Annotated in this window: 26 protein-coding genes and 1 other annotated feature; of the genes, 12 read left to right on the forward strand and 14 right to left on the reverse strand. The window is 40.1% G+C overall.

Annotated elements, in window-relative coordinates; all coding sequences use genetic code 11:
• Window positions 1-14 precede the first annotated feature (14 nt).
• Genes ACSVDJ_RS05070 through ACSVDJ_RS05095 form a run of 6 tightly spaced genes read right to left on the reverse strand, consistent with a single transcriptional unit; the run spans window position 15 to window position 1,842 of the window.
• Complete coding sequence (locus ACSVDJ_RS05070; protein ID WP_439169657.1) at window positions 15-233, reverse strand: spore germination protein; 219 nt, start codon at window positions 231-233, stop codon at window positions 15-17.
• 14 nt (window positions 234-247) lie between these two features.
• Window positions 248-613, reverse strand: a complete 366-nt coding sequence (locus ACSVDJ_RS05075) for a spore germination protein GerPE (protein ID WP_439169655.1) — start codon at window positions 611-613, stop codon at window positions 248-250.
• Between the two features lie 8 nt (window positions 614-621).
• A complete protein-coding gene (locus ACSVDJ_RS05080) occupies window positions 622-789 on the reverse strand; it encodes a spore germination protein GerPD (RefSeq protein WP_094834612.1) in 168 nt (55 codons plus the stop codon).
• Window positions 790-794: 5 nt separating this feature from the next.
• Window positions 795-1,361 (reverse strand): spore germination protein GerPC, encoded by a 567-nt coding sequence (gerPC, locus tag ACSVDJ_RS05085; protein ID WP_439169653.1) that lies wholly within the window; start codon window positions 1,359-1,361, stop codon window positions 795-797.
• Window positions 1,362-1,387: 26 nt separating this feature from the next.
• Window positions 1,388-1,609, reverse strand: coding sequence for a spore germination protein GerPB (locus tag ACSVDJ_RS05090; RefSeq protein ID WP_439169651.1), 222 nt, complete (start codon window positions 1,607-1,609; stop codon window positions 1,388-1,390).
• Window positions 1,610-1,620: 11 nt separating this feature from the next.
• Entirely contained in the window at window positions 1,621-1,842 is a 222-nt protein-coding gene (locus tag ACSVDJ_RS05095; protein WP_439169649.1) for a spore germination protein, read from the reverse strand.
• Window positions 1,843-1,931: 89 nt separating this feature from the next.
• On the opposite strand from ACSVDJ_RS05095, the gene ACSVDJ_RS05100 reads away from it, so the two are divergent.
• The 4 genes from ACSVDJ_RS05100 (at window position 1,932) to ACSVDJ_RS05115 (ending at window position 6,105) form a co-directional block, all read left to right on the forward strand.
• Window positions 1,932-3,086, forward strand: coding sequence for a DUF418 domain-containing protein (locus ACSVDJ_RS05100; RefSeq protein WP_439169647.1), 1,155 nt, complete (start codon window positions 1,932-1,934; stop codon window positions 3,084-3,086).
• 20 nt (window positions 3,087-3,106) lie between these two features.
• A complete protein-coding gene (locus tag ACSVDJ_RS05105; protein WP_439169761.1) occupies window positions 3,107-3,982 on the forward strand; it encodes a fumarylacetoacetate hydrolase family protein in 876 nt (291 codons plus the stop codon).
• A gap of 74 nt (window positions 3,983-4,056) precedes the next feature.
• A complete protein-coding gene (locus tag ACSVDJ_RS05110) occupies window positions 4,057-4,407 on the forward strand; it encodes a YisL family protein (RefSeq protein WP_439169646.1) in 351 nt (116 codons plus the stop codon).
• A gap of 195 nt (window positions 4,408-4,602) precedes the next feature.
• Entirely contained in the window at window positions 4,603-6,105 is a 1,503-nt protein-coding gene (locus tag ACSVDJ_RS05115) for an alpha-amylase family glycosyl hydrolase (RefSeq protein WP_439169644.1), read from the forward strand.
• Window positions 6,106-6,158: 53 nt separating this feature from the next.
• Here the strand turns inward: ACSVDJ_RS05115 and ACSVDJ_RS05120 are convergent, their stop codons facing one another.
• Both ACSVDJ_RS05120 and ACSVDJ_RS05125 read right to left on the reverse strand, forming a co-directional pair.
• On the reverse strand, window positions 6,159-6,650 hold the full coding sequence (locus ACSVDJ_RS05120; RefSeq protein WP_439169643.1) for a YajQ family cyclic di-GMP-binding protein: 492 nt from the start codon (window positions 6,648-6,650) through the stop codon (window positions 6,159-6,161).
• 75 nt (window positions 6,651-6,725) lie between these two features.
• Complete coding sequence (locus ACSVDJ_RS05125) at window positions 6,726-7,535, reverse strand: Cof-type HAD-IIB family hydrolase (protein ID WP_439169760.1); 810 nt, start codon at window positions 7,533-7,535, stop codon at window positions 6,726-6,728.
• A gap of 166 nt (window positions 7,536-7,701) precedes the next feature.
• On the opposite strand from ACSVDJ_RS05125, the gene ACSVDJ_RS05130 reads away from it, so the two are divergent.
• Window positions 7,702-8,010: a metal-sulfur cluster assembly factor gene (locus tag ACSVDJ_RS05130; protein ID WP_439169641.1), complete on the forward strand. Its 309-nt coding sequence runs from the start codon at window positions 7,702-7,704 to the stop codon at window positions 8,008-8,010.
• Between the two features lie 268 nt (window positions 8,011-8,278).
• Here the strand turns inward: ACSVDJ_RS05130 and ACSVDJ_RS05135 are convergent, their stop codons facing one another.
• On the reverse strand, window positions 8,279-8,971 hold the full coding sequence (locus ACSVDJ_RS05135; protein WP_439169639.1) for a Crp/Fnr family transcriptional regulator: 693 nt from the start codon (window positions 8,969-8,971) through the stop codon (window positions 8,279-8,281).
• Between the two features lie 202 nt (window positions 8,972-9,173).
• The gene (locus ACSVDJ_RS05140; RefSeq protein WP_439169637.1) at window positions 9,174-9,986 is read right to left on the reverse strand and encodes an undecaprenyl-diphosphate phosphatase; all 813 of its coding nucleotides are present in this window, start codon (window positions 9,984-9,986) and stop codon (window positions 9,174-9,176) included.
• Between the two features lie 182 nt (window positions 9,987-10,168).
• Here ACSVDJ_RS05140 and clpB point away from each other — a divergent pair, with 182 nt between their 5' ends.
• Window positions 10,169-12,766 carry an ATP-dependent chaperone ClpB gene (clpB, locus tag ACSVDJ_RS05145; RefSeq protein WP_439169636.1) on the forward strand — a complete coding sequence of 866 codons (2,598 nt, stop codon included), beginning with the start codon at window positions 10,169-10,171 and terminating at the stop codon, window positions 12,764-12,766.
• Window positions 12,767-12,801: 35 nt separating this feature from the next.
• On the opposite strand, the gene ACSVDJ_RS05150 is transcribed toward clpB, so the two are convergent.
• Entirely contained in the window at window positions 12,802-12,984 is a 183-nt protein-coding gene (locus ACSVDJ_RS05150) for a YjzD family protein (protein ID WP_439169635.1), read from the reverse strand.
• 196 nt (window positions 12,985-13,180) lie between these two features.
• On the opposite strand from ACSVDJ_RS05150, the gene ACSVDJ_RS05155 reads away from it, so the two are divergent.
• The 6 genes from ACSVDJ_RS05155 to ACSVDJ_RS05180 all read left to right on the forward strand — a co-directional run bounded on the left by ACSVDJ_RS05155 (window position 13,181) and on the right by ACSVDJ_RS05180 (window position 17,904).
• Complete coding sequence (locus ACSVDJ_RS05155; protein WP_439169634.1) at window positions 13,181-14,155, forward strand: BMP family ABC transporter substrate-binding protein; 975 nt, start codon at window positions 13,181-13,183, stop codon at window positions 14,153-14,155.
• The gene (locus ACSVDJ_RS05160; protein WP_439169633.1) at window positions 14,152-14,340 is read left to right on the forward strand and encodes a ComZ family protein; all 189 of its coding nucleotides are present in this window, start codon (window positions 14,152-14,154) and stop codon (window positions 14,338-14,340) included. Before ACSVDJ_RS05155 ends, ACSVDJ_RS05160 begins: the two co-directional genes overlap by 4 nt.
• 178 nt (window positions 14,341-14,518) lie before the next feature.
• Window positions 14,519-15,451, forward strand: coding sequence for a beta-ketoacyl-ACP synthase III (locus ACSVDJ_RS05165; RefSeq protein ID WP_439169631.1), 933 nt, complete (start codon window positions 14,519-14,521; stop codon window positions 15,449-15,451).
• Window positions 15,452-15,491: 40 nt separating this feature from the next.
• Entirely contained in the window at window positions 15,492-16,733 is a 1,242-nt protein-coding gene (gene fabF, locus ACSVDJ_RS05170; RefSeq protein WP_439169630.1) for a beta-ketoacyl-ACP synthase II, read from the forward strand.
• 113 nt (window positions 16,734-16,846) lie between these two features.
• Complete coding sequence (locus ACSVDJ_RS05175) at window positions 16,847-17,068, forward strand: YuzI family membrane protein (protein WP_439169629.1); 222 nt, start codon at window positions 16,847-16,849, stop codon at window positions 17,066-17,068.
• Between the two features lie 74 nt (window positions 17,069-17,142).
• Window positions 17,143-17,904: a YjbA family protein gene (locus ACSVDJ_RS05180; protein WP_439169627.1), complete on the forward strand. Its 762-nt coding sequence runs from the start codon at window positions 17,143-17,145 to the stop codon at window positions 17,902-17,904.
• Window positions 17,905-17,965: 61 nt separating this feature from the next.
• Here the strand turns inward: ACSVDJ_RS05180 and ACSVDJ_RS05185 are convergent, their stop codons facing one another.
• The 3 genes from ACSVDJ_RS05185 to ACSVDJ_RS05195 form a co-directional block, all read right to left on the reverse strand.
• The gene (locus ACSVDJ_RS05185; RefSeq protein WP_439169626.1) at window positions 17,966-18,271 is read right to left on the reverse strand and encodes a hypothetical protein; all 306 of its coding nucleotides are present in this window, start codon (window positions 18,269-18,271) and stop codon (window positions 17,966-17,968) included.
• Window positions 18,272-18,342: 71 nt separating this feature from the next.
• Window positions 18,343-19,335, reverse strand: coding sequence for a tryptophan--tRNA ligase (trpS, locus tag ACSVDJ_RS05190; protein WP_439169625.1), 993 nt, complete (start codon window positions 19,333-19,335; stop codon window positions 18,343-18,345).
• Window positions 19,336-19,395: 60 nt separating this feature from the next.
• Window positions 19,396-19,621 (reverse strand) — a binding site (T-box leader).
• A 58-nt stretch (window positions 19,622-19,679) separates the two neighbouring features.
• Window positions 19,680-20,084 carry a DUF3899 domain-containing protein gene (locus ACSVDJ_RS05195; protein ID WP_439169623.1) on the reverse strand — a complete coding sequence of 135 codons (405 nt, stop codon included), beginning with the start codon at window positions 20,082-20,084 and terminating at the stop codon, window positions 19,680-19,682.
• Window positions 20,085-20,276: the final 192 nt, after the last annotated feature.

Raw genomic sequence — 20,276 nt, forward strand, 5'->3', positions numbered from 1 at the left:
TCAGGCTTAAATCGTTATAAAGTACCAACTATCGGTTGATCAACGCCAGTACTATCTAAAATGGTATTCGTATTTAAACAAGTGTAAGTGACGATAAATGGTCCTGTGTTAGACGATCCTGAGCCTAAGGATGATTTGCTACTCTCTTTAGGTGAGATCACTAATGTATCACCGTAATGGACAATGCCGCCAGACATATTAAATATTTGTAAAGGCCCGATAATGGCAGGCATAAAAATTCCACCTTTTAACTTTGGATTTGTTTAGATGTTAATTTTCGTACGTGTTGAATTCGGCAATATCCTGTTGCTTCATGAGCGGACCCAATGAGACCAACAGCAGCAGTTGATATACCTGTAATATGCACTTGACCGACATGAATAAATGGATAAGCATTAACAATCGATGCTTTCCTCTGTTTCTTAGGACAGAGGATTGTCGGAGGTGGTAATACGACACCTAGTTTCTGAGAGGTATCGATAAAGCCTTTGCTTTGTTCTTGCACCGCATAGACGGTTGAATAGGCTTGTGATTGATGGATGTCCCCAATTTCTAACACTGAGCTGATGAAAATGGTGTTTGCTTCAAGATGATCGATGATAGATAGACGCATGCCCATGACTAAAGTGGAACAAAAGGGCTGATGATTAATGATTCAGGAGGCGTATCAAACGATGAGTACAATGTGATCGTATCGGTGTCTCCAACTTGAAAATAAGAAGAACTTGAGACGGCAATAATTGAAATCTGTCCTACTTCTAATTCACGATTCATCACTTGTAAATTCAACGTACTCACTCCATTTCTGGTATTTTACTAATAAATATGGCGATGGCTTGCTCGATATCTGCTTTTATTTTCGCTAGCACTTTTTCCTTCACTACTTCAGGAGGTTCTTCTTTACATTGATTTAAGTAAAAGCCGATTCTTTCAGGTAATTGCTTTGTCAAATCCCTTTCAATATGTTCTTTCATTTCAGGATTCACTGATCTGTGCAATTGCCCTTCATATGTTTCAATTAATCGATGTAAATTTTCAGCGATAAAGCGATTAGAAGCATCCAATAGTTGCGGCAGTAATGACTGATGATCGGATGAACTTTGCCCTTTTACATTGACAGCGTAATCTTTAATGCCAGATAGCTCACTAGGGCTTAAGCCGATGTTCAACGTACCGGCTAGTGTTTCAACTTTTAATTGGTCAAAGGAATATTCAATTTTATCGACTGAAACGGGAGGGCGCTTTTTTAACTCAACGATCTCTTGTTGAAGTGTTTGCACTTTTTTCGCCAAAGCATGAATTTGTTGCTGTTGCTGTTGAACGTACTGCCAAAGGTTTTGGATATCTTGTGATCGAATCATTAAAGTCCCTCCGTTCAAAAAGAATATTACCGTGGAAGTGGAATAAGAAATGATGGTGTTGGACTAGCTTCTATAGTGACGGTTTCATCTGTTACTGGAGGTGCTTGTTGGGTGAAGCCACCTGTATTCAATAAGTAAGAGGCTTGCTCTACTTGACCGCTTGTGCCGATTTGGAACATCGAGGAGTTGGAAATACTAGTAATATTAATAAATCGAATATTTATCGTTTGGGAAATATGAATGTTCATTAGCTTCCTCCTTACACAGAGCCAATAATCCCTTGGTCGATCCCATCGATATCTAGCATGTTAGTGCTAGATATATTGGAAGATACCGTGAGTCCGTGACCAGTATTAAACGAACCAGCTCCAGAAAAGGTTTTTGTTTGTGCGACGGGATGGATTTGGAATACATCGCCGACATTGAACACGCCGCTTGAAGAGACAGTAATCACAGTTATTGTTCCTACGAGTGCCGGCAAGACATTTCACACCCTCATTCCTTGTATTTAGTGATATGATATGTAAATAAACAAAAATTGTGAAAATGGAAGGGATGAAGTGTGTTTGTATGGCAATCGTAGAAGAAAAACCCCGCATTCAATCGTTAGATAGCTTGCGAGGATTAGCATTGCTCGGGATTTTTTTAGTGAATATGATCTCTTTTCATTCACCTTATTTGTACTACAATCCGTTTGAATGGTGGGATGCAGCTCAAGATTTTCAAAATTATCGTTGGATTGATATTTTCGTTCAAGCAAGCTTTTATCCACTGTTTGCGATGATGTTTGGATTTGGGGTTGCGATGCAACGAGAAAGTGCAATGGGACGAGGAATGTCGTATACTTTAATAGGGGTTCGACGCTTTTCTTTCCTGTTGTTCATTGGAATTATTCATGCGTTTTTGATTTGGTCTGGTGATATTTTAATTAATTATGCAGTGCTGGGCTTTTTGCTTTTATTGTTTTTACGCTTATCTGGAAAAACATTAATAATAATCGGAAGTTCGCTATTATTTATTCCTACTGTTTTTCTAGGTGTACTTTCATTATTGATGGCGAAAGTCGATCCTACCGGTGTCGTGCTGTGGACTGATATTATGGGAATCAATCAGTCAATGGCTGCGTACGGAAGCGGTAGCTTTATGGAGATCACTGCTCAGCGTTGGACGGACTGGTTAGTGACGAACGGACCGGATTCAGTAATTTTTCAGTTGATTACTATCTTTCCTCATTTGTTAATTGGTGCTGGCGCTCAGAAGTTGAATGTGTTTTCTAGATGGAGTGAGCGACCAAAGTGGGCGATGATGACATTTATATCGTTCTTTCTGACGGGCGTGATATTGAAATCATTGCCATATGTTGTGGAGCCGAATCTTGCTTACGTACTCATTCAAGATTTCATCGGCGGCCCGCTGTTGGCGATTAGCTATGCAGCATTAGTTATTGCTTTGGGAAAATGGAAGTATGCAGACAAAATTGGGAAACCGTTCGCCTCTGTTGGCCGAATGTCATTAACGAATTATTTATTGCAATCTGTCATAGGTACATTGATTTTCTATCATTATGGACTAGGATTCTATGGTCAAATTACGTTAACAACAGGTGTTTGGCTCGTACTCGCTATTTTTGCCGCCCAAGTGGTACTTTCTGAATTATGGTTATCTAAGTTGAAGCGAGGCCCGATGGAATCTCTATGGAGAAAGGTCACGTATTTGACTAAATAAAAAAATAAGGGGGAGAAATGATGAAATTTATTAGTTTTCGCATAAATGGACAAGAAACATATGGGGTATATGATGAAAAAGAGAAGCTCGTTTGGGATGTAGTCGCATTAGCTGGTGAGCAATTGCCAAACACGCTCATTGAAGCGATTGATCAAGTAGAGAACTTAGTAAATGTTGTTGCGGAATATGTAGCAGAAGCGGGGAGCAGTGCAGCTATTAGCGCAAGTGAGATTGAGTGGCTAGCACCGATCCCGCGTCCATCTAAAAATGTGATGTGTATCGGTAAAAACTATCGTGATCATGCGATTGAAATGGGTGGGGAGGAAAGTATTCCAACTAATTTAATGGTGTTTACAAAATCCCCAACAGCAGTTATTGGCTGCCAAGATGAGATTCCGGCTTATTCTAATTTGACGGAGGCTCTTGATTATGAAGGGGAGCTAGGTGTCATTATTGGGAAGCGTGGAAAAGAAATCAACAAAGAAGCAGCACTTGATTATATTTTCGGCTATACGATCATTAATGATGTGACGGCTCGTGATATTCAAAAACGCCATAAGCAATTTTTCCTTGGAAAAAGCTTAGATGGCACTTGCCCAATGGGACCGTGGATTGTGACTGCTGATGAGATTGAAAACCCGCATCAACTAAATATTGAAACGAAAGTGAATGGAGAAATCCGTCAGCAATCGAATACACAGTATTTTATTTTCCCGATTGATGAAATTATCTCTACACTATCGAAAGGAATGACGTTAGAACCTGGTGACGTCATTGCGACCGGAACTCCAGCTGGTGTAGGCTTTGGTATGACCCCACCTAATTTGCTGAAAGCCGGCGATACAGTGGAAATTACGGTTGAAAAAGTCGGTACTTTACAGAATAATGTTCGCTAAAACCGAACCTTTACTTTTCTTCCAATTCCCGAACGTGTTACTATGAGGAGGGTGAGAAAGGAGGGGGAGGAAACGTGGAAGCTTTATTTTTTAACAGTACCCATTTACATATTACAACATGGGTGATTGCGGTTATCTTGTTTTTTATCGCGCTTGGAAAATATTCAACAGGTGCACATATGGGGTTAAGACTATTGTATATTCTTGTGTTAGGCACAGGCTTATTGCTTTTCATAAAACATCATTCGATCGATGACATGCTGTATGGTATGAAAATGCTTGCCGGTATTTTAACGATTGGTCTAATGGAAATGGTGTTAGTACGCAAGAAAAAAGGCAAAGAGACAAGCAAAGTGCTAGTTGGTGCAGTTTGGTTGCTAATTATCACTATTTACTTAGGGTTCAAATTGCCAATGGGATTATAAACTTCTTAGTTTAATATGTACGAGAGCCTAGCTTCTTTACTGAATAGTGGAGAAGCTAGTTTTTTTTGATTTTCTCGTGACCACGCCAATATTTGTATTTTTATTGAATTTTCTTTATTGTGATTTGACGTAATGTGTACAAAAGCGTAATCTTAAAAGCGATATGATCATTTTTAGATACGGGGGGAAGCGGAAGTGAAAGGAAGGTTGTGCTCGCTTATACTGTTACCGTTTCTTCTTTTATATGCCTTTCCTGTTAGTGCGGCAGAAAAAGAAGAACGTAAATGGCAAGATGAAACCATGTATTATTTAATGGTGGATCGCTTTAATAATGGTGATAATCAAAACGATCAGGAAGTTAATAATAATGATCCTTCAGCTTATCAAGGTGGCGATCTTGCAGGAATCATTGGTAGGATGGATCATATAAAGGATATGGGATTTACAACGGTGATTTTAAGTCCTGTTTTTCAAAATGAAAAAGCTGGCTATCATGGCTACTGGACGACCGATTTTTATAAAATGAATAAGCAATTTGGCACGATGAAAGAGCTGAAAAAGCTAGTCAATGAAGCACATGAACGTGATTTGAAAGTGCTGGTCGACCTTCCGTTGACGCGTGTGAGCACAGCTCATCCTTGGACGAAAGATGATCAAAAAGCCGATTGGTTCACTAATAAACGTGAAGCCGCACCTGAGAAATGGCTTGGGGAAATGGCGACACTTAATTTAGAAAATAAGGCAGTAACGAAAGAACTCATTCAAGTGGCGAACTATTGGAGCGAGCAGGCAAAGATTGATGGCTATTATTTAAGCGATGCGACGTATGCTCCTGTCTCTTTTTGGGAAGATTTCTCTAAAGGATTGAATGAAGACATCTATTTGCTTGGTGAAAACAGTCAAGACGTGAGTGTAAGTAAGCTTGCACAATACCAAAAAGCTGGCTTAGATGGAATGATGAATGGGTCTATGATGTCTCCATTACGTGAACAATTTAAAAATGTGAACGAAAGCTCGAGCGAAACTCCGAACCTTTTAAAAGAAGTAGAAGCTTCATGGAAAGATCCGCAATTATCTGCTCATTATTTAGATACGAATAAGACGGCAAGATTTACTCGTGATATCGTTCAGGAAAATATGTTCCCAGGCACTCGTTGGATGCTCGCTTTAACCTATCTTTATACGGTTCCAGGCACACCGGTTGTCTATTATGGATCTGAAATCGCTCTTGATGGAGGAGAAGGGGTAGAAAATCATGGCCTCATGAACTTTAGAATCGATAAAGAGTTGATTGATTATATGAAGAAAATTGGCGACCTTCGTCAGCAATTACCAGCTTTGACGAGAGGTTCATATGAGCCGCTATATGAAAAAAATGGCATGGTCGTTTTTAAGAGAGAACATCAAGATGAAATGCTCATTGTAGCGATCAATAATACAGATGAGACACAAAAAGTAACGATTCCAGCTAAAGAGCTTGCGAATGATAAAGAATTACGAGGTTTACTTAATGATAATTTATCGCGAGCAGAAAATGGGGAATTCACGATTATCTTAGATCGAGAACAATCAGAAGTATTTGCTTTGACTGAAAAATCAGGAATTAACATTTCGTTTATTGCTGCCTTAGCGGCTGTGTATATTATTTTTATAGTATTTATCTATCTTGTTTGGAGACGTGGAAGAGCAGCGAGATAAGAAAAAGGCTTCGAAGCTTACAAGAGCTTTGAAGCCTTTTTTGAGATGAAAAATTAGCGGAAGTTGACAAATTGAACGTCTACTGGCAAATCAGCTCCACGAACCGCTGCCATCACTTGCTGCAAATCATCTTTGTTTTTGCCAGTCACGCGCATTTGATCATCTTGAATTTGAGATTTCACTTTTAAGCTGCTTTGCTTAATAAGGGTATTAATTTTTTTCGCTGTATCTTTATCGATACCTTGTACCATTTTCGCTCGTTGTCGAACCATACCTCCTGATGCACCTTCTACTTTTCCATAGTCTAGGTTTTTGATAGGAACGGATCGTTTAATTAATTTACTGATTAAAACATCTTTCACTTGCTCTAACTTATAATCATCATCGGATACGATCACAAGCTCTTCTTTATCGAGCTTGATTTCGCTTTTGCTACCTTTGAAATCATAACGTGTTTGAATTTCTTTCATCGCCATTTGAATCGCATTCGTTACCTCTGAAAAGTCTACTTTAGAGACAATATCAAATGAATTTTCTTTCGCCATAGGAACCTCCAGCATTTAAGTATTTACTACTCATTATAATGGAAGGCTATGTAACCAGCAAATCTATCTTTACTATTACAACCCTAGCCGATCTTCTAAAAAGACGGCGATTCCATCCTCTTCGTTCGTTAACGTGATTTCATTGGCGATGTTTTTCAATGGAGAGATGCCGTTGCCCATAGCGACGCCGACCCCGGCATATTCAATCATTTCTAAATCGTTATCTTCATCCCCAAAAGCGATGATGCGTTCTTTCGGAATGTGAAGGTCAGCCGCTGCTCGTTGGATACCAACTGCTTTATTTAAGCCAGCCTTTACTAATTCAATGACGTGCCAAGGGGCGCCCCAGCGACGATGGTCAATTAATTCGGCGTGAACGTCGCTTAAATGCTTACGAATATTCGGCACATGCTCTTCAACAGCATGAATCAGCAGGCATGTGGGATGCTCTGTTAATGCGCGTCGAAGATCTCCTGTTGTAACGGTAGGGTTTCCCATGCTAAAGACGTCAATCAGTCGTTCATCATGATAATGGAAGTATAAATTGTCCATTACTTCGGCAACAATATTATGGAAATTAAAATCATGGCAAGCTTCCACAATTTCAATCGCTGTCTTTGCATCCATCGGTTCATGATACATTCCCCAAGCATCATTTCTTGGATGATGAACGAAGGCGCCGTTAAAGTTCACGATCGGAGTCGTTAAACCGAGCTCTTTATAGTAAAGCTCACTGGAGCGATAAGGACGGCCGGTGGCAATCATCACTTCGTGTCCTTGCTCCATGGCTGTTTGAAGTGTTTGTTTCGTTCGAGGAGAAATTGTTTTGGCATCGGTAAGCAACGTTCCATCTAAATCTAATACAATTAAATGCTTTTCAGTCATCAAGCGGCACTCTCCTTTTTCTATATGTTTACTTCTTTAGTGTACGCTTTAATAAATCAATATGTCCAATAGGAAAGCTATCAATAATTATAAGCGTAAAGGGTGATAATTGATTCTTCCTTTTGTTATAGTAGAAATAGTGAAATAGAAAGAGGAGGGAAAATGTATGGATCAAGATTTAAAAGAAAACATTATGGGAGCGTTGGAGCAAGTTATCGACCCAGAGTTAGGTATTGACATTGTCAACCTTGGTCTTGTATATGATATTGATATGGAAGAAGACGGAAAGACGATTGTCACGATGACATTAACAGCAATGGGATGTCCGCTAGCAGGTGTCATTGTCGATCAAGTGAAAGCTGCATTGGCTGACATTCCTGAAGTGAAAGAGACAGAAGTGAATATCGTTTGGAATCCGCCATGGACGCGTGACAAAATGTCTCGCTATGCCAAAATTGCTCTTGGGATTCAATAAGAATGCCTTGGCTTAGAAGGCGTTAGGCAAAAAATAAAAAGGATGTAGCTACAGAATAAAGTAGTTGCATCCTTTTTATTTGCTTGTCGTGTCTGGGCAGTTGGCTCCGCTTTTCGGCTAGTCTAGCTCCAGGCGCCAACGACTAGTGGGCTTCTGCACTCCTCCTTGCGATAAGTCAACATCGATTCACTAACGTTCATCGTGTTTCCTTTATCTCGTGCGGATTGCTCCAGCCCATACGTCGTTAAACGGCGCCTTCCGCTTTTGATTAGTCAATTTGGCATATTTCTATTGGGCAGTTTTCACAGTCGATTTCTTTTTTTAAGTATCCAATGTTGTGAATGATTAATTGGCTTTTTTCGATGGACAGAACATTTTTTTTGCGGAGGTCGCTGAACATTCGATTGACGACTTCGCGTGATGTGCCGCAGAGGTTAGCGATTTCTTGATTCGTTAATGTAACAGTAATACGGACTCCTTCTTCGGTCTGTTCTCCGAATGTGTTGCTTAATCGAATGAGCGTAGAATATACGCCACCTTTTTTTCCATGTAAAATTAAGTCGCGCAATTTTGATTGCATTTTTCGGTTGTCTAATTGGGTATATTGGAGCCAACTCATCATTAATTTAGGGTCAGAGGAAATTGCTTCTTCCAGTCGTTTTTTAGTCATAACAAGAGCTTCACCATTTTCTAAAGCTTTTGCGTTATACGAGTATTGTGTGTCCCCGTTAAATAGGGAGAATTCGACGATGATATCATTTTTTCCACAAATGCGCAGTGACAATTCACGGCCATCAGGGACTACTTTACTAATTTGTACTTTTCCACTTAACAGTAGAAAAAGCTCTTTTGCTTCTGTTGCTTCTTGGAACAAGTAATCTCCTTTTCGGAAGAGTTTTACAGTGTTCTCTTCTTCAAATAATTGGACAAACTTTTCTGAAAGAGAAAGGCATCTATTCATCTGATTCTCCTTCTGTAAACAAATTTAATAACACCTATTTTAATAGTAAAAAAAGTAATAAACAACCCAAGAGGCAAAAAAAGTATTTTATTTCTATAAATGGTACAAAAGTTTTGTGAATTAAGTCGTGGTGCTTCTGTTGGAAACACGAGATAATAAGTGGAAAGGGAGACCAAGTAAAATGGTCTCCCTCGTTTGGTGATTAGATGAAGAAAAGTACAAGTGGTCCGACGATAAAGCAGTAGATGGCAAAATACTTTAAGTTTCCTTGAGCCATAATATTCATAAACCACTTTAGTGAAAAGTAAGACATAACAAATGAGCCGATAAAGGCAAGCGCATAAGGAATCGCTAGTTGAGCAAGCTGTGGATCACCTAAAATGTCTGAAAAGCTTAAAATCGCTCCGCCAAGACTAACGGGAATAAACAGCAAGAAAGAAAAACGAAGTGCCGTTTCTTGCTTCATTCCTAGCCCCATCGCCGCCACAATCGTTGCACCGGAACGGCTAATTCCAGGAATTAAGGCAACAGCTTGAGCAAAGCCGATGATTAACGCATCTCTTAATTTCATATCGCCATCATTTTTACGTCCGCGTAAGTTACGAATGGTCCATAATGCAATCCCGGTAATAATTAACGTGATAGCCACCGTACGAGCAGAAGATAACTTGTCTTCAATGAAATCGCCAAAGACCACACCAATTACCCCAGCTGGGATCGTCGCAATAATTAAATAGACGATAAACATAAACTCAGAACGATCATCTGGATTTTTCGTTTTCACATAGCTTAACCCATTAGTTGCAAGGCGAATAATATCTTGACGATAAATCGCCAACACGGCAAGTAAGGAAGCGGTGTTCACCATCAATTCAAATGTTAAACCTTTAATTTCAATTCCGAAAAAGTGTTTCGCCAACTGCAAATGTCCACTTGATGAAATCGGGATCGGTTCTGTAAATCCTTGAAACATTCCTAACAATAAATATTTTAATAACAAAATAGCATCATTCACGGTCATAAACCTCCAACAAATAGTTAACCTTCATCATTTAACACTAAAGAAAGGGAAACTGTAAAGTATTTTGGTTGGTATCCCCTTTTTTCTCCAATTATCAGCATATCACTTTACAAGTTTGTTGGTAAACAAATATAATTATGAAAAAGGTCAAAAAAGGTCAAAAGAGGTGAGGGATATTGGATACGGAACGGATGACGCATTCTTTGCAGCAAGGGTTAGCTGATGCCCAAACGCTTGCGAAAGAGCGTGAACATACAGAAATTGATCTGTGCCACTTATTGTTGGCATTAGTGAACAAGCCGGACAGCTTATTGATCAGAATTATGGAACGTGCCGGAAGTAGTGCTGCGAACTGGAAGGCTTTTTTAGAGGAGCAACTAGCAAAAAAGCCAGTCATTTCAGGAGCGGAGGTTCAATACGGAGCTTATTTATCTGCTAGTGTACAAACGTTGATGCAAACGGCTGATCAGGTGAAAGAAGCATGGGGAGATGAATATTTATCAGTTGAACATATTACCCTTGCTTTAGCCGATACAACCGACTATGAAATGAAGCAATTTTTCACGAGAGAAGCTTTAATGAAAGAGAAAATAGAAAAGGCTATTCATGAAATAAGGGGGAATCAAAAAGTGACATCTCAACATCCGGAAGCGAGTTATGAAGCGTTAAGTAAATATGGACGTGATTTAGTAGAAGAAGTTCGGTCAGGAAAGCTCGATCCCGTCATTGGGCGTGATCAAGAAATTCGCCATGTCATTCGTATTCTCTCTAGGAAGACAAAGAATAATCCCGTATTAATTGGCGAACCAGGTGTAGGGAAAACGGCGATTGTCGAAGGATTGGCTCAGCGGATTGTTCGTAAAGATGTACCCGATGGATTGAAAGATAAGACGATCTTTTCACTCGATATGAGTTCTTTAATTGCTGGTGCGAAATTTCGCGGGGAGTTTGAGGAGCGATTGAAGGCTGTGCTAAATGAAGTAAAGAAAAGCAATGGTCAGATCTTGTTGTTTATCGATGAAATTCATACGATTGTCGGTGCGGGCAAGACAGAGGGAGCTATGGATGCTGGCAATATGTTAAAGCCGATGCTTGCGCGTGGAGAGCTTCACTGTATCGGAGCGACAACGTTAGAAGAGCATCGTAAATATATTGAGAAAGACCCTGCACTTGAGCGTCGTTTTCAACAGGTGCTTGTACAAGAGCCAACAGTAGAAGATACGATTTCCATTTTACGAGGCTTGAAGGAGCGCTTTGAAATTCACCACGGAGTGAATATTCACGACCGAGCGATTGTTGCTGCTGCTACATTATCGAATCGCTACATCACAGATCGTTTTCTACCAGATAAAGCGATTGATTTAGTCGATGAAGCGTGTGCAATGATTCGAACTGAGATTGATTCGATGCCAAGTGAGCTTGATGAAGTGACTCGTCGGGTGATGCAGTTAGAAATTGAAGAGGCGGCGTTGAAAAAGGAAAAAGATCAAGCGAGTAAAGATCGCCTCATTCAGTTACAAGAAGAACTGGTTAATTTAAAGGAAAAAGCGAATGAAATGCGAGCAAGATGGGAAACGGAGAAAGAAGCGATTCACCGCGTACAGGAAAAAAGGGAACAGCTTGAGAAGTTAAGACGTGAGCTAGAAGATGCAGAAAATCGCTACGATTTAAATAAAGCAGCTGAATTACGCCATGGCAAAATTCCAATGATGGAGAAGGAGCTTCAAGATTTGGAAAAAGCAATGGTTGCCTCTGAAAATAATGAACATCGTCTATTAAGAGAAGAAGTGACCGATGAAGAAATCTCCTCCATTGTTTCGCGTTGGACAGGCATTCCAGTGACGAAGCTTGTGGAAGGGGAACGAGAAAAGCTGTTGCGTCTTGAGAGCATTATGCATGAGCGTGTTGTCGGACAAGATGAAGCGGTTCAACTCGTTAGCGATGCCGTGTTGCGAGCACGTGCGGGCATTAAAGATCCAAACCGTCCGATCGGCTCGTTTATTTTCCTCGGTCCAACAGGAGTAGGAAAAACAGAATTGGCGAAGACGCTAGCGCACACGCTATTTGATAGCGAAGACCAAATGATCCGAATTGATATGTCAGAGTACATGGAAAAGCATGCGGTATCTCGTTTAATCGGCGCACCTCCCGGATATGTTGGCTATGAAGAAGGGGGACAATTAACAGAAGCTTTACGAAGAAAGCCATATTCTGTTGTGCTACTAGACGAGATTGAAAAGGCGCATTCAGAAGTGTTCAATATTTTACTACAAATGCTAGATGACGGTCGCATTACGGATTCTCAAGGTCGAACGATCGATTGTAAAAACACTGTTGTCATTATGACGTCTAACATTGGTTCGGAATTTTTGTTAGAACGAAAAGAAAACGCCGAAGAAGTCCAAGAAGAGACGAAAGAGCAAGTGCTGCAACAATTACGGCGCCATTTCCGACCGGAATTTTTGAATCGTGTCGATGATATTGTTTTATTTAAGCCATTAAGTCTTGCTAATATTAAAGGAATTGCTGATCGAATGCTCAATGATTTAAGAAAACGGTTAGAAGAGCAGCAAATTCAACTAGAAGTGACAGAAGCGGCGAAGGAATTGCTTGCGAAGGAAGGGTTTGACCCTGTATACGGAGCTCGACCGCTGAAACGCTTTATTCAGCATCACTTAGAAACGAAGCTTGCTCGTGAGATGATTGCTGGGAAGATTTCCGCTCATGAAACAGCGATTATTGACGTAGAGAATAATGAATTGATGGTGAAATAAAAAATAGGCTGTCCCTCTATAGGGCAGCCTATTTTTTAATGATGTTCTACCGGATCGTTTGGAACAAGGGCAGAAATCACAAATAAAAGAATAGCTACGATGATTGAAATGATAGTACCAGGTAACCAAGTAAATTCAGCTCCAACCATGGAACCAACAACGTAACTTAACATTTGAATCAGTAAGAAAGACCAAAAGAAAGTCATAATATATTGCACCGAATGTTTCCTCCTTCAACGAAAATCTTTTTGTCACTCACCCTTAATCTTAGCATATCAATTAGAACTCAATAAAGAAATATTTTCGCTCCTTTATATTTTTATCTGTTCTTAGTAAAAAATTTCTCTTTTTCTCTTTGTGAAATAACAGTAAGATAGAAAAGGGAGCGATATATTTAGAAGGAGTACGTAATCTATGATAAGAAAAATAATGTTGCTAACATTCATCATCCTTTTGCTAGTAGTTGCTACAGGGTGTCAAACAAAAGATAATTCAGAAGTACTTGGAAAAGTAGGCTTGCTTGTTCCTAAAACGACCAATGATCAAGTATGGGGAACGAAGGGCTATAAAGGAATGATGAAAATTCAGTCTGAATACGATTCTGAAATCTTTTATAAAGAAGGAATGGACTCCCAAGCTTTAGTGGAACGAGCAGTTGAAGAGTTTGAACATAAAGGTGTCACACTTGTATTCGGGCATGGCAGTGAGTACGCTGATTATTTCAATAAGATTGCACCAGAATATCCTGATATGCATTTTGTCAGCTTCAACGGCAATGCGAAAGAGAAAAACACAACTAGCTTAAAGTTTGAAGCTCATGCCATGGGCTTTTTTGGTGGAATGACAGCGGCACAAGCTTCTAAAACAGGAACGGTTGGCATTTTAGCTACTTATAAATGGCAGCCGGAAGTGAAGGGCTTTGTCGAAGGGGCAAAATTTGAACGTCCAGATATTCAAGTTGTCACAAAGTTTGTAGGCGACTGGGATGATTCTGAAAAAGCGATGAAATTGTTAGAGCCGATTTTAGATCAGCGTGCGGATGTTGTTTATCCAGCGGGAGATGGGTATAATGTACCTGTTATTGAGAAGTTAAGAGAGCAAGGACTATACGCTATCGGTTATGTGTCTGATCAATCGGATCTTGGAAAAGAAACGGTATTAACGAGTACGATGCAACATGTAGACAAGTTATATTTACTCGCTGCTACACGCTTTGTCAAAGGAGAGTTGAAGTCAGGAAACCTTCACTTTGATTTCCAGGATGGAGTCATTTCGTTAAGTGAATTTAATTCATTATTGGAAAGGGATTTTGTCAATAGAGTCAACAGAGACATTGATCACTATATTGAAACCGGTAAGCTTCCAAGAAAAGCGGAGGAGAAAAAATGAACGAAAATAAAAATGTAGAGTTTATGCAAATTGCGATGAAATACCTTCCAGAGGCACAGGAGAAATTAAAAGAAGCAGATGTGGAGTTTTCCATGGATTTAATGGAACCTTTCATGGGCATGTTTTTGAAAGTGATGAATGAAGCCTATGAATTAGGAAAAAAAGAGGCAAAAGAGAATAATTAAAATGAAAGAGAGACATCCACTTCAAGGATGCTCTCTTTTTCTATGGAAAAAAGGTGTCACTCGACCGCACTCTACAAATTCCCCCTATTGCAAAATGGAGTTGTTTTCAGTAAAATTAGTACCAAGTCTTAATAATTGATATCATCTTAAAAAAGATGTTGAAAGAAGGGGAAACCTTATGAATACTGGTATTCTTGGAATGGGACGCTATGTGCCTGAAAAAATTGTAACAAATGCAGATTTAGAGAAAATGATGGATACGTCGGACGAATGGATTCGGACACGAACTGGAATAGAAGAGCGAAGAATTGCTGGAGAGGAAGAACGGACTTCTGATATGGGGGTAAAAGCAGCGAAAAAAGCGGTGGAACAAGCTGGCATCCACCCAGAGGACATTGATTTAATTGTCGTTGCTACAGTCACGCCGGATCATGCTTTTCCTTCCGTTGCTTGTATGATTCAAGAGCAAATCGGAGCGAAGAAAGCAGCGGCGATGGATGTTAGTGCTGCTTGTGCAGGCTTTATGTATGGAATTGTCACGGCTAAGCAGTTTATTGACACAGGTACGTACAAATATGTACTCGTAGTGGGCGTTGAGAAATTATCTAAAATACTCGATTGGAACGATCGTAATACAGCTGTGTTGTTCGGTGATGGTGCTGGGGCTGCATTACTTGGTCCCGTTTCAGAAGGACGCGGAATTTTATCGTTCGAGCTTGGAGCAGATGGTACGGGTTTCAAACATTTATATCAAGATCAATATGTTCAAATGAACGGACGGGAAGTATTCAAGTTTGCTGTGCGTCAAATGGGAGAATCTTGTATCAATGTGCTAGAAAAAGCTGGATTACAAAAAGAGGATGTTGATTTTCTCTTGCCGCATCAAGCAAATATTCGTATTATTGAAGCGGCGAGACAACGTTTAGATCTTCCGACAGAAAAAGTGTCGGTCACGATTGATAAATATGGAAATACATCAGCCGCTTCGATTCCGATTACTTTTGTTGAAGAATTAGAAGCTGGTAAAATTAAAGACGATGATTTACTAGTGATGGTAGGGTTTGGCGGCGGCTTAACCTGGGGTGCTATTGCTATGAGATGGGGACGCTAGAACGAAAAACTTTTTTATGAATGCATGAGGAGTGGGAAATATGGAAAAACGTAGAGTAGTCATTACAGGGCTTGGTATTGTTTCTCCTGTAGGAAATTCATTAGAAGAAGCATGGGCAAATGTATTGAACGGGGTAAGTGGAGTGAAGCCGTTAACACGGGTAAACCCGGACGATTATCCAGCAAAAGTAGCAGCTGAAATTAATGATTTTGATCCTGAGCAATTTATGGATAAGAAAGAAGCACGGAAAATGGATCGCTTCACTCAATTTGCTGTTGTTGCGGCAAAAATGGCTGTGAAGGATGCCGATTTAACGATTGATGAAACAAACGCTGAACGAATCGGTGTTTGGGTAGGCTCTGGTATTGGTGGAATGGAAACATTTGAAAACCAATTTAAAACATTTTTAGATCGTGGCTATCGCCGTGTAAGTCCTTTCTTTGTGCCGATGATGATTCCAGATATGGCAGCAGGCCAAGTCTCCATTTATCTAGGTGCGAAGGGAGTCAATTCTTGTACAGTGACTGCTTGTGCAACAGGAACAAACTCGATTGGAGACGCCTTTAAAGTGATTCAGCGTGGCGATGCTGATGCGATGGTTACAGGTGGAAGCGAAGCGCCAATTACACAAATGTCAATGGCTGGATTTTGTGCGAACACAGCACTATCAACAAACCCAGATCCAAAGACAGCGAGCCGCCCATTCGATGCGAATCGCGATGGCTTTGTTATGGGTGAAGGGGCAGGAATCCTTGTACTTGAAGAGCTGGAGCATGCTTTAAAGCGTGGAGCAAAAATTTATGCGGAAATCGTAGGATACGGTTCAACAGGAGATGCTCACCATATTACAGCACCAGCTCCAGGTGGAGAAGGTGGCGCAAGAGCGATGCAAATAGCGCTCAATGATGGCGGTATTTCCCCGGAAGACGTTGATTATATTAATGCTCACGGAACGAGTACACCTTATAACGATAAATTTGAAACGATGGCGATTAAGGAAGTGTTTGGCGATCATGCGAAGCAGCTTTCCATTAGCTCGACGAAGTCAATGACGGGGCATTTGCTTGGTGCTGCTGGAGGAGTGGAAGCCATTTTTACTGCGTTAGCGATTAAAAATGATAGGATTCCACCAACAATTAATTATGAAACACCAGACGCTGAATGTGACCTTGACTATACGCCGAATGAATCACGGAAAAAAGAAGTCCATGTTGCTATTAGTAACTCTTTAGGATTTGGTGGTCATAACGCGACAATCGCTTTACGTAAATTTAATCAATAGCTAAGAAAAGAGATAACTAAAAGTTCCAGTTTAGTTATCTCTTTTTTGCATGTTTCCATTACTTCATCATACATATAGGACAAGCAGAAAAAAATAAATAAAGGAAGAAGCTAATGGCCTTTCGTGTCGTGCTCTTTTTAATCGGGTTTGGATTGACAGTTCTCGGAGGAGTTAGCTGTATTATGTATTTGAACTTGTTGACAGCTGGTTGGACGTTGAAAGAATATGCAAGCTTTATTGTAGGTCGATCAGAATGCTATTTGTTCGTGATTGGTTTTGTGTTGATGGCCGTTTCCATCTATTTCCCGTCTAGGTGGAAAGTTGAGAAAATATAGACTAACAAGGAATAATATGACTTTATTTTGCCCATACTTTAAGACAAATAGATGAAGAAGTGAGGAGGGTCATTATGTTGTATCTTCATGATGTCTGGGTGAATTGGTTTGAAGGAGAGGAGAATGGCTATAATGTATGTCATTTTCACGAATGGCGCAAAGATGACGCTGTTGAATTATTAGACCAAGTGCCAGTCGTATTAATTGAAGAGCCATTATTTGAGTATATTGAGAATCAATTATCTGAACTACCGAAGCAACTCCTTGAAGATGTAAGAAAAAAAGCCTTTCTACGTAAAAATCACGAACGAATTCAGCTTGAACATTGCTTTGTTGTTTCAGATGGAAAGGGAATTTTAGTGATTGACACAATGGGGTATACAATCCCTGTTAGAAAAAGTCGCCTCGTTCCTCGACAGGAACAACTTGTGTACGAAATGTTCCAAGTCCATCCAGTTGAAAAGCATGAATTTGATTCCACTTCAGAAGACAAAGAGTATCATACTTTATCTCTTGATCCGATCAGCATGAAAGGATTAACGCGTAAAGAAAGACAGTTGAAGCAATTGCTGTTCATGGCTTTAGATCAACTGTTCTCATCAAAAAATTCAGCTGAAATTCGCTATTGGTATACCGAGTGGGCGCCTGATAAGTATGAGGAAATTCAATCTATGGACTTTGAAGAAGTAAAGCAAGCTTTCAATCACGAGACAAAGACGGGCTGGTCGAAACACCACTATCGTTTATGCGAAAACCTGATTAAAGGACAAGCTTTTTTCGAAAAACTATGGGAAGTTGAAAACGCTTCCAAAATTAATCAATCAAGTAATCAATGAACGTAAAAAGGAGCTATCCAGAAAGTCAGTTTTCACTGATTTTCTGGAGGCTTCTTTGACTTTACAAACGGTTTCTTCGACTTTTTTGGACATTCCCTTTGCTTGTCGTGTCTGAACAGTCGGCTCCGCTTTTCGGTGTCCAGCTCCAGGCGCTAGCGACTAGTGTACTTCCGCTCTCCTCCTTGCGATAAGTCAACATCGATTCACTAACGTTCATCGTGTTTCCTTTATCTCGTGCGGATGGCTCCAGTCCATACGTCGCTGGGCAGCGCCTTCCGCTTTTCGGTGTCCAGCTCCAGGCGCTAGCGACTAGTGTACTTCCGCCCTCCTCCTTGCGATAAGTCAACATCGATTCACTAACGTTCATCGTGTTTCCTTTATCTCGTGCGGATGGCTCCAGTCCATACGCCGCTGAACAGCGCCTTCCGCTTTTCTATGTTACTTCCTTTTTCTCCCTAGCCCCATAGCGTTTTCCATTTTCTTTAATGTTTTTGAAGCGGTTTGATTTGCTTTGGCTGCACCTTCGTCGAGGATACGGTCGAGTTCTTCTGAATCAATTAATTCGTAATAACGCTTTTGAATTGGTTCCAGGTGGCGAACGACCACTTCGGCTAAGTCTGCTTTAAACTCTCCATAGCCTTTGCCTTCATAGCGCTGTTCAAGCTCCTCGATAGCAACTTGTTCTAAAACAGAATAGATGGAAAGTAAGTTAGACACACCCGGTTTGTTTTCTTTATCAAATTTGACGACGCCTTCTGAATCGGTCACGGCACTTTTAATTTTCTTTTCGATTTGTTTCGGTTCGTCTAGCAGTGTAATAAACGCTTTCGAATTCGGGTCTGACTTACTCATCTTCTTCGTTGGATCTTGAAGCGACATGACGCGCGCACCTGATTTTGGAATACGCACTTCTGGGATGGTGAAGATATCATTATACTTGCGATTAAATCTTTCCGCTAAATCACGAGTAAGCTCTAGATGCTGTTTCTGATCTTCACCAACAGGAACTAAATTCGTGTTGTACAATAAAATATCAGCAGCCATTAATGGAGGGTACGTCAATAAACCAGCAACAACGGCTTCTTTTCCTGATGATTTATCTTTAAATTGTGTCATACGCTCAAGTTCTCCGATATAAGCGACACATTGAAGCATCCAACCAGCTTGTGCATGAGCGGGTACTTCTGATTGAATAAATAGTGTCGCCTTCTCTGGATCAATACCCACTGCAAGGTAAAGAGCTGCTAAGCTACGAATATTTTTGCGAAGCTGTAAGCGGTCTTGTGGTACGGTAATCGCATGTTGATCAACGATACAGAAGTGACAATTATAATCATCCTGTAGCTCCGTAAATTGCTTCATCGCTCCAATGTAATTTCCTAATGTAATCGTGCCGCTCGGCTGAATACCTGAAAAAATATTTTCCATCATTCATTCTCTCCTCATTATTAAATAGTTAAAAATAAGCATAAAAAAACCATCCATCCCCAAAATAGGGACGAATGGTTGGAATCCGCGGTGCCACCCTAAGTTGCTTAAACGCTGTCGCCTAAGCCTCTTTAGCCATTTAACGCATGGGGTACGCCATTTTGCTACTTATAAGTTCGCAAAAGGAGCATCGAAAGTCCATTCCAAACAGTTTGGCTACCTGCTCACAGCAACGCAGGCTCTCTGATAACCAACTTCTGTATGTACTCTTCTTTCTTATACGCTTCAAATATGAGTTGACCCGATTATAAATTAAACAAAAAATGGAGTCAAGAGAACAAAGGCATCTAGCTGATCATAAAGGCAATGACAGCTGTAGTAAGAGTAAGGATGCCACCACCGACTAAAAGCGGATGAGTCCAAGTAAACACGCTCTTTTTAGGATATTCTTCATAAGCTTCTTTTGTATCATCTAAATCATCAAAGCTAGCTATATACTTGCCTTCCTTCGAGGACTTTCTCCACTTCTTAACACTATAACGGACCCCATTAAAGAAGCCACCTTCAATGACAAACAAACTAGCCCCGATTGTTAAACTGATCAATGAAAAAAAGAAAGAAAAGTCTAGAAAGCTTTTTAAGAAATTAGACGAAAACAATGAAAACAATGTAGAAAGAAATATATTCGCGCCAATAATTACAAACAATAAACGAAGAAAATTTGTCAAAATCGTCACCCATTTCCTTTTCATATAAACGAAGAGATTTATAGCGAAAAATGCTATCTTATCCACATCATCATGTATACGTAAATATTATTATACATGTAAAATAATATGGGAGGAAATTTATCAAGAAAGCGCCAAAGTTGTAAGCGCTTTAACGCGGTGAATGATTATTCAATTAAAATATATATCGTTAATATAGCGAAAAAAAACAATTAA

Origin of the sequence: Bacillus sp. Hm123 (assembly GCF_051842975.2) — a bacterium.
In the GTDB taxonomy this organism is placed as follows: Bacteria; Bacillota; Bacilli; order Bacillales; family Domibacillaceae; genus Bacillus_CE.

Coding starts and splice junctions, on each gene's coding strand:
- ACSVDJ_RS05070 (WP_439169657.1), bottom strand. CDS start 233: ATGCCTGCCATTATCGGGCCTTTACAAATATTTAATATGTCTGGCGGC.
- ACSVDJ_RS05075 (WP_439169655.1), bottom strand. CDS start 613: ATGCGTCTATCTATCATCGATCATCTTGAAGCAAACACCATTTTCATC.
- gerPC (WP_439169653.1), bottom strand. CDS start 1,361: ATGATTCGATCACAAGATATCCAAAACCTTTGGCAGTACGTTCAACAG.
- ACSVDJ_RS05090 (WP_439169651.1), bottom strand. CDS start 1,609: ATGAACATTCATATTTCCCAAACGATAAATATTCGATTTATTAATATT.
- ACSVDJ_RS05100 (WP_439169647.1), top strand. CDS start 1,932: ATGGCAATCGTAGAAGAAAAACCCCGCATTCAATCGTTAGATAGCTTG.
- ACSVDJ_RS05105 (WP_439169761.1), top strand. CDS start 3,107: ATGAAATTTATTAGTTTTCGCATAAATGGACAAGAAACATATGGGGTA.
- ACSVDJ_RS05120 (WP_439169643.1), bottom strand. CDS start 6,650: ATGGCGAAAGAAAATTCATTTGATATTGTCTCTAAAGTAGACTTTTCA.
- ACSVDJ_RS05125 (WP_439169760.1), bottom strand. CDS start 7,535: ATGACTGAAAAGCATTTAATTGTATTAGATTTAGATGGAACGTTGCTT.
- ACSVDJ_RS05130 (WP_439169641.1), top strand. CDS start 7,702: ATGGATCAAGATTTAAAAGAAAACATTATGGGAGCGTTGGAGCAAGTT.
- ACSVDJ_RS05135 (WP_439169639.1), bottom strand. CDS start 8,971: ATGAATAGATGCCTTTCTCTTTCAGAAAAGTTTGTCCAATTATTTGAA.
- ACSVDJ_RS05155 (WP_439169634.1), top strand. CDS start 13,181: ATGATAAGAAAAATAATGTTGCTAACATTCATCATCCTTTTGCTAGTA.
- ACSVDJ_RS05160 (WP_439169633.1), top strand. CDS start 14,152: ATGAACGAAAATAAAAATGTAGAGTTTATGCAAATTGCGATGAAATAC.
- ACSVDJ_RS05165 (WP_439169631.1), top strand. CDS start 14,519: ATGAATACTGGTATTCTTGGAATGGGACGCTATGTGCCTGAAAAAATT.
- fabF (WP_439169630.1), top strand. CDS start 15,492: ATGGAAAAACGTAGAGTAGTCATTACAGGGCTTGGTATTGTTTCTCCT.
- ACSVDJ_RS05175 (WP_439169629.1), top strand. CDS start 16,847: ATGGCCTTTCGTGTCGTGCTCTTTTTAATCGGGTTTGGATTGACAGTT.
- ACSVDJ_RS05180 (WP_439169627.1), top strand. CDS start 17,143: ATGTTGTATCTTCATGATGTCTGGGTGAATTGGTTTGAAGGAGAGGAG.
- ACSVDJ_RS05185 (WP_439169626.1), bottom strand. CDS start 18,271: ATGAACGTTAGTGAATCGATGTTGACTTATCGCAAGGAGGAGGGCGGA.
- trpS (WP_439169625.1), bottom strand. CDS start 19,335: ATGATGGAAAATATTTTTTCAGGTATTCAGCCGAGCGGCACGATTACA.
- ACSVDJ_RS05195 (WP_439169623.1), bottom strand. CDS start 20,084: ATGAAAAGGAAATGGGTGACGATTTTGACAAATTTTCTTCGTTTATTG.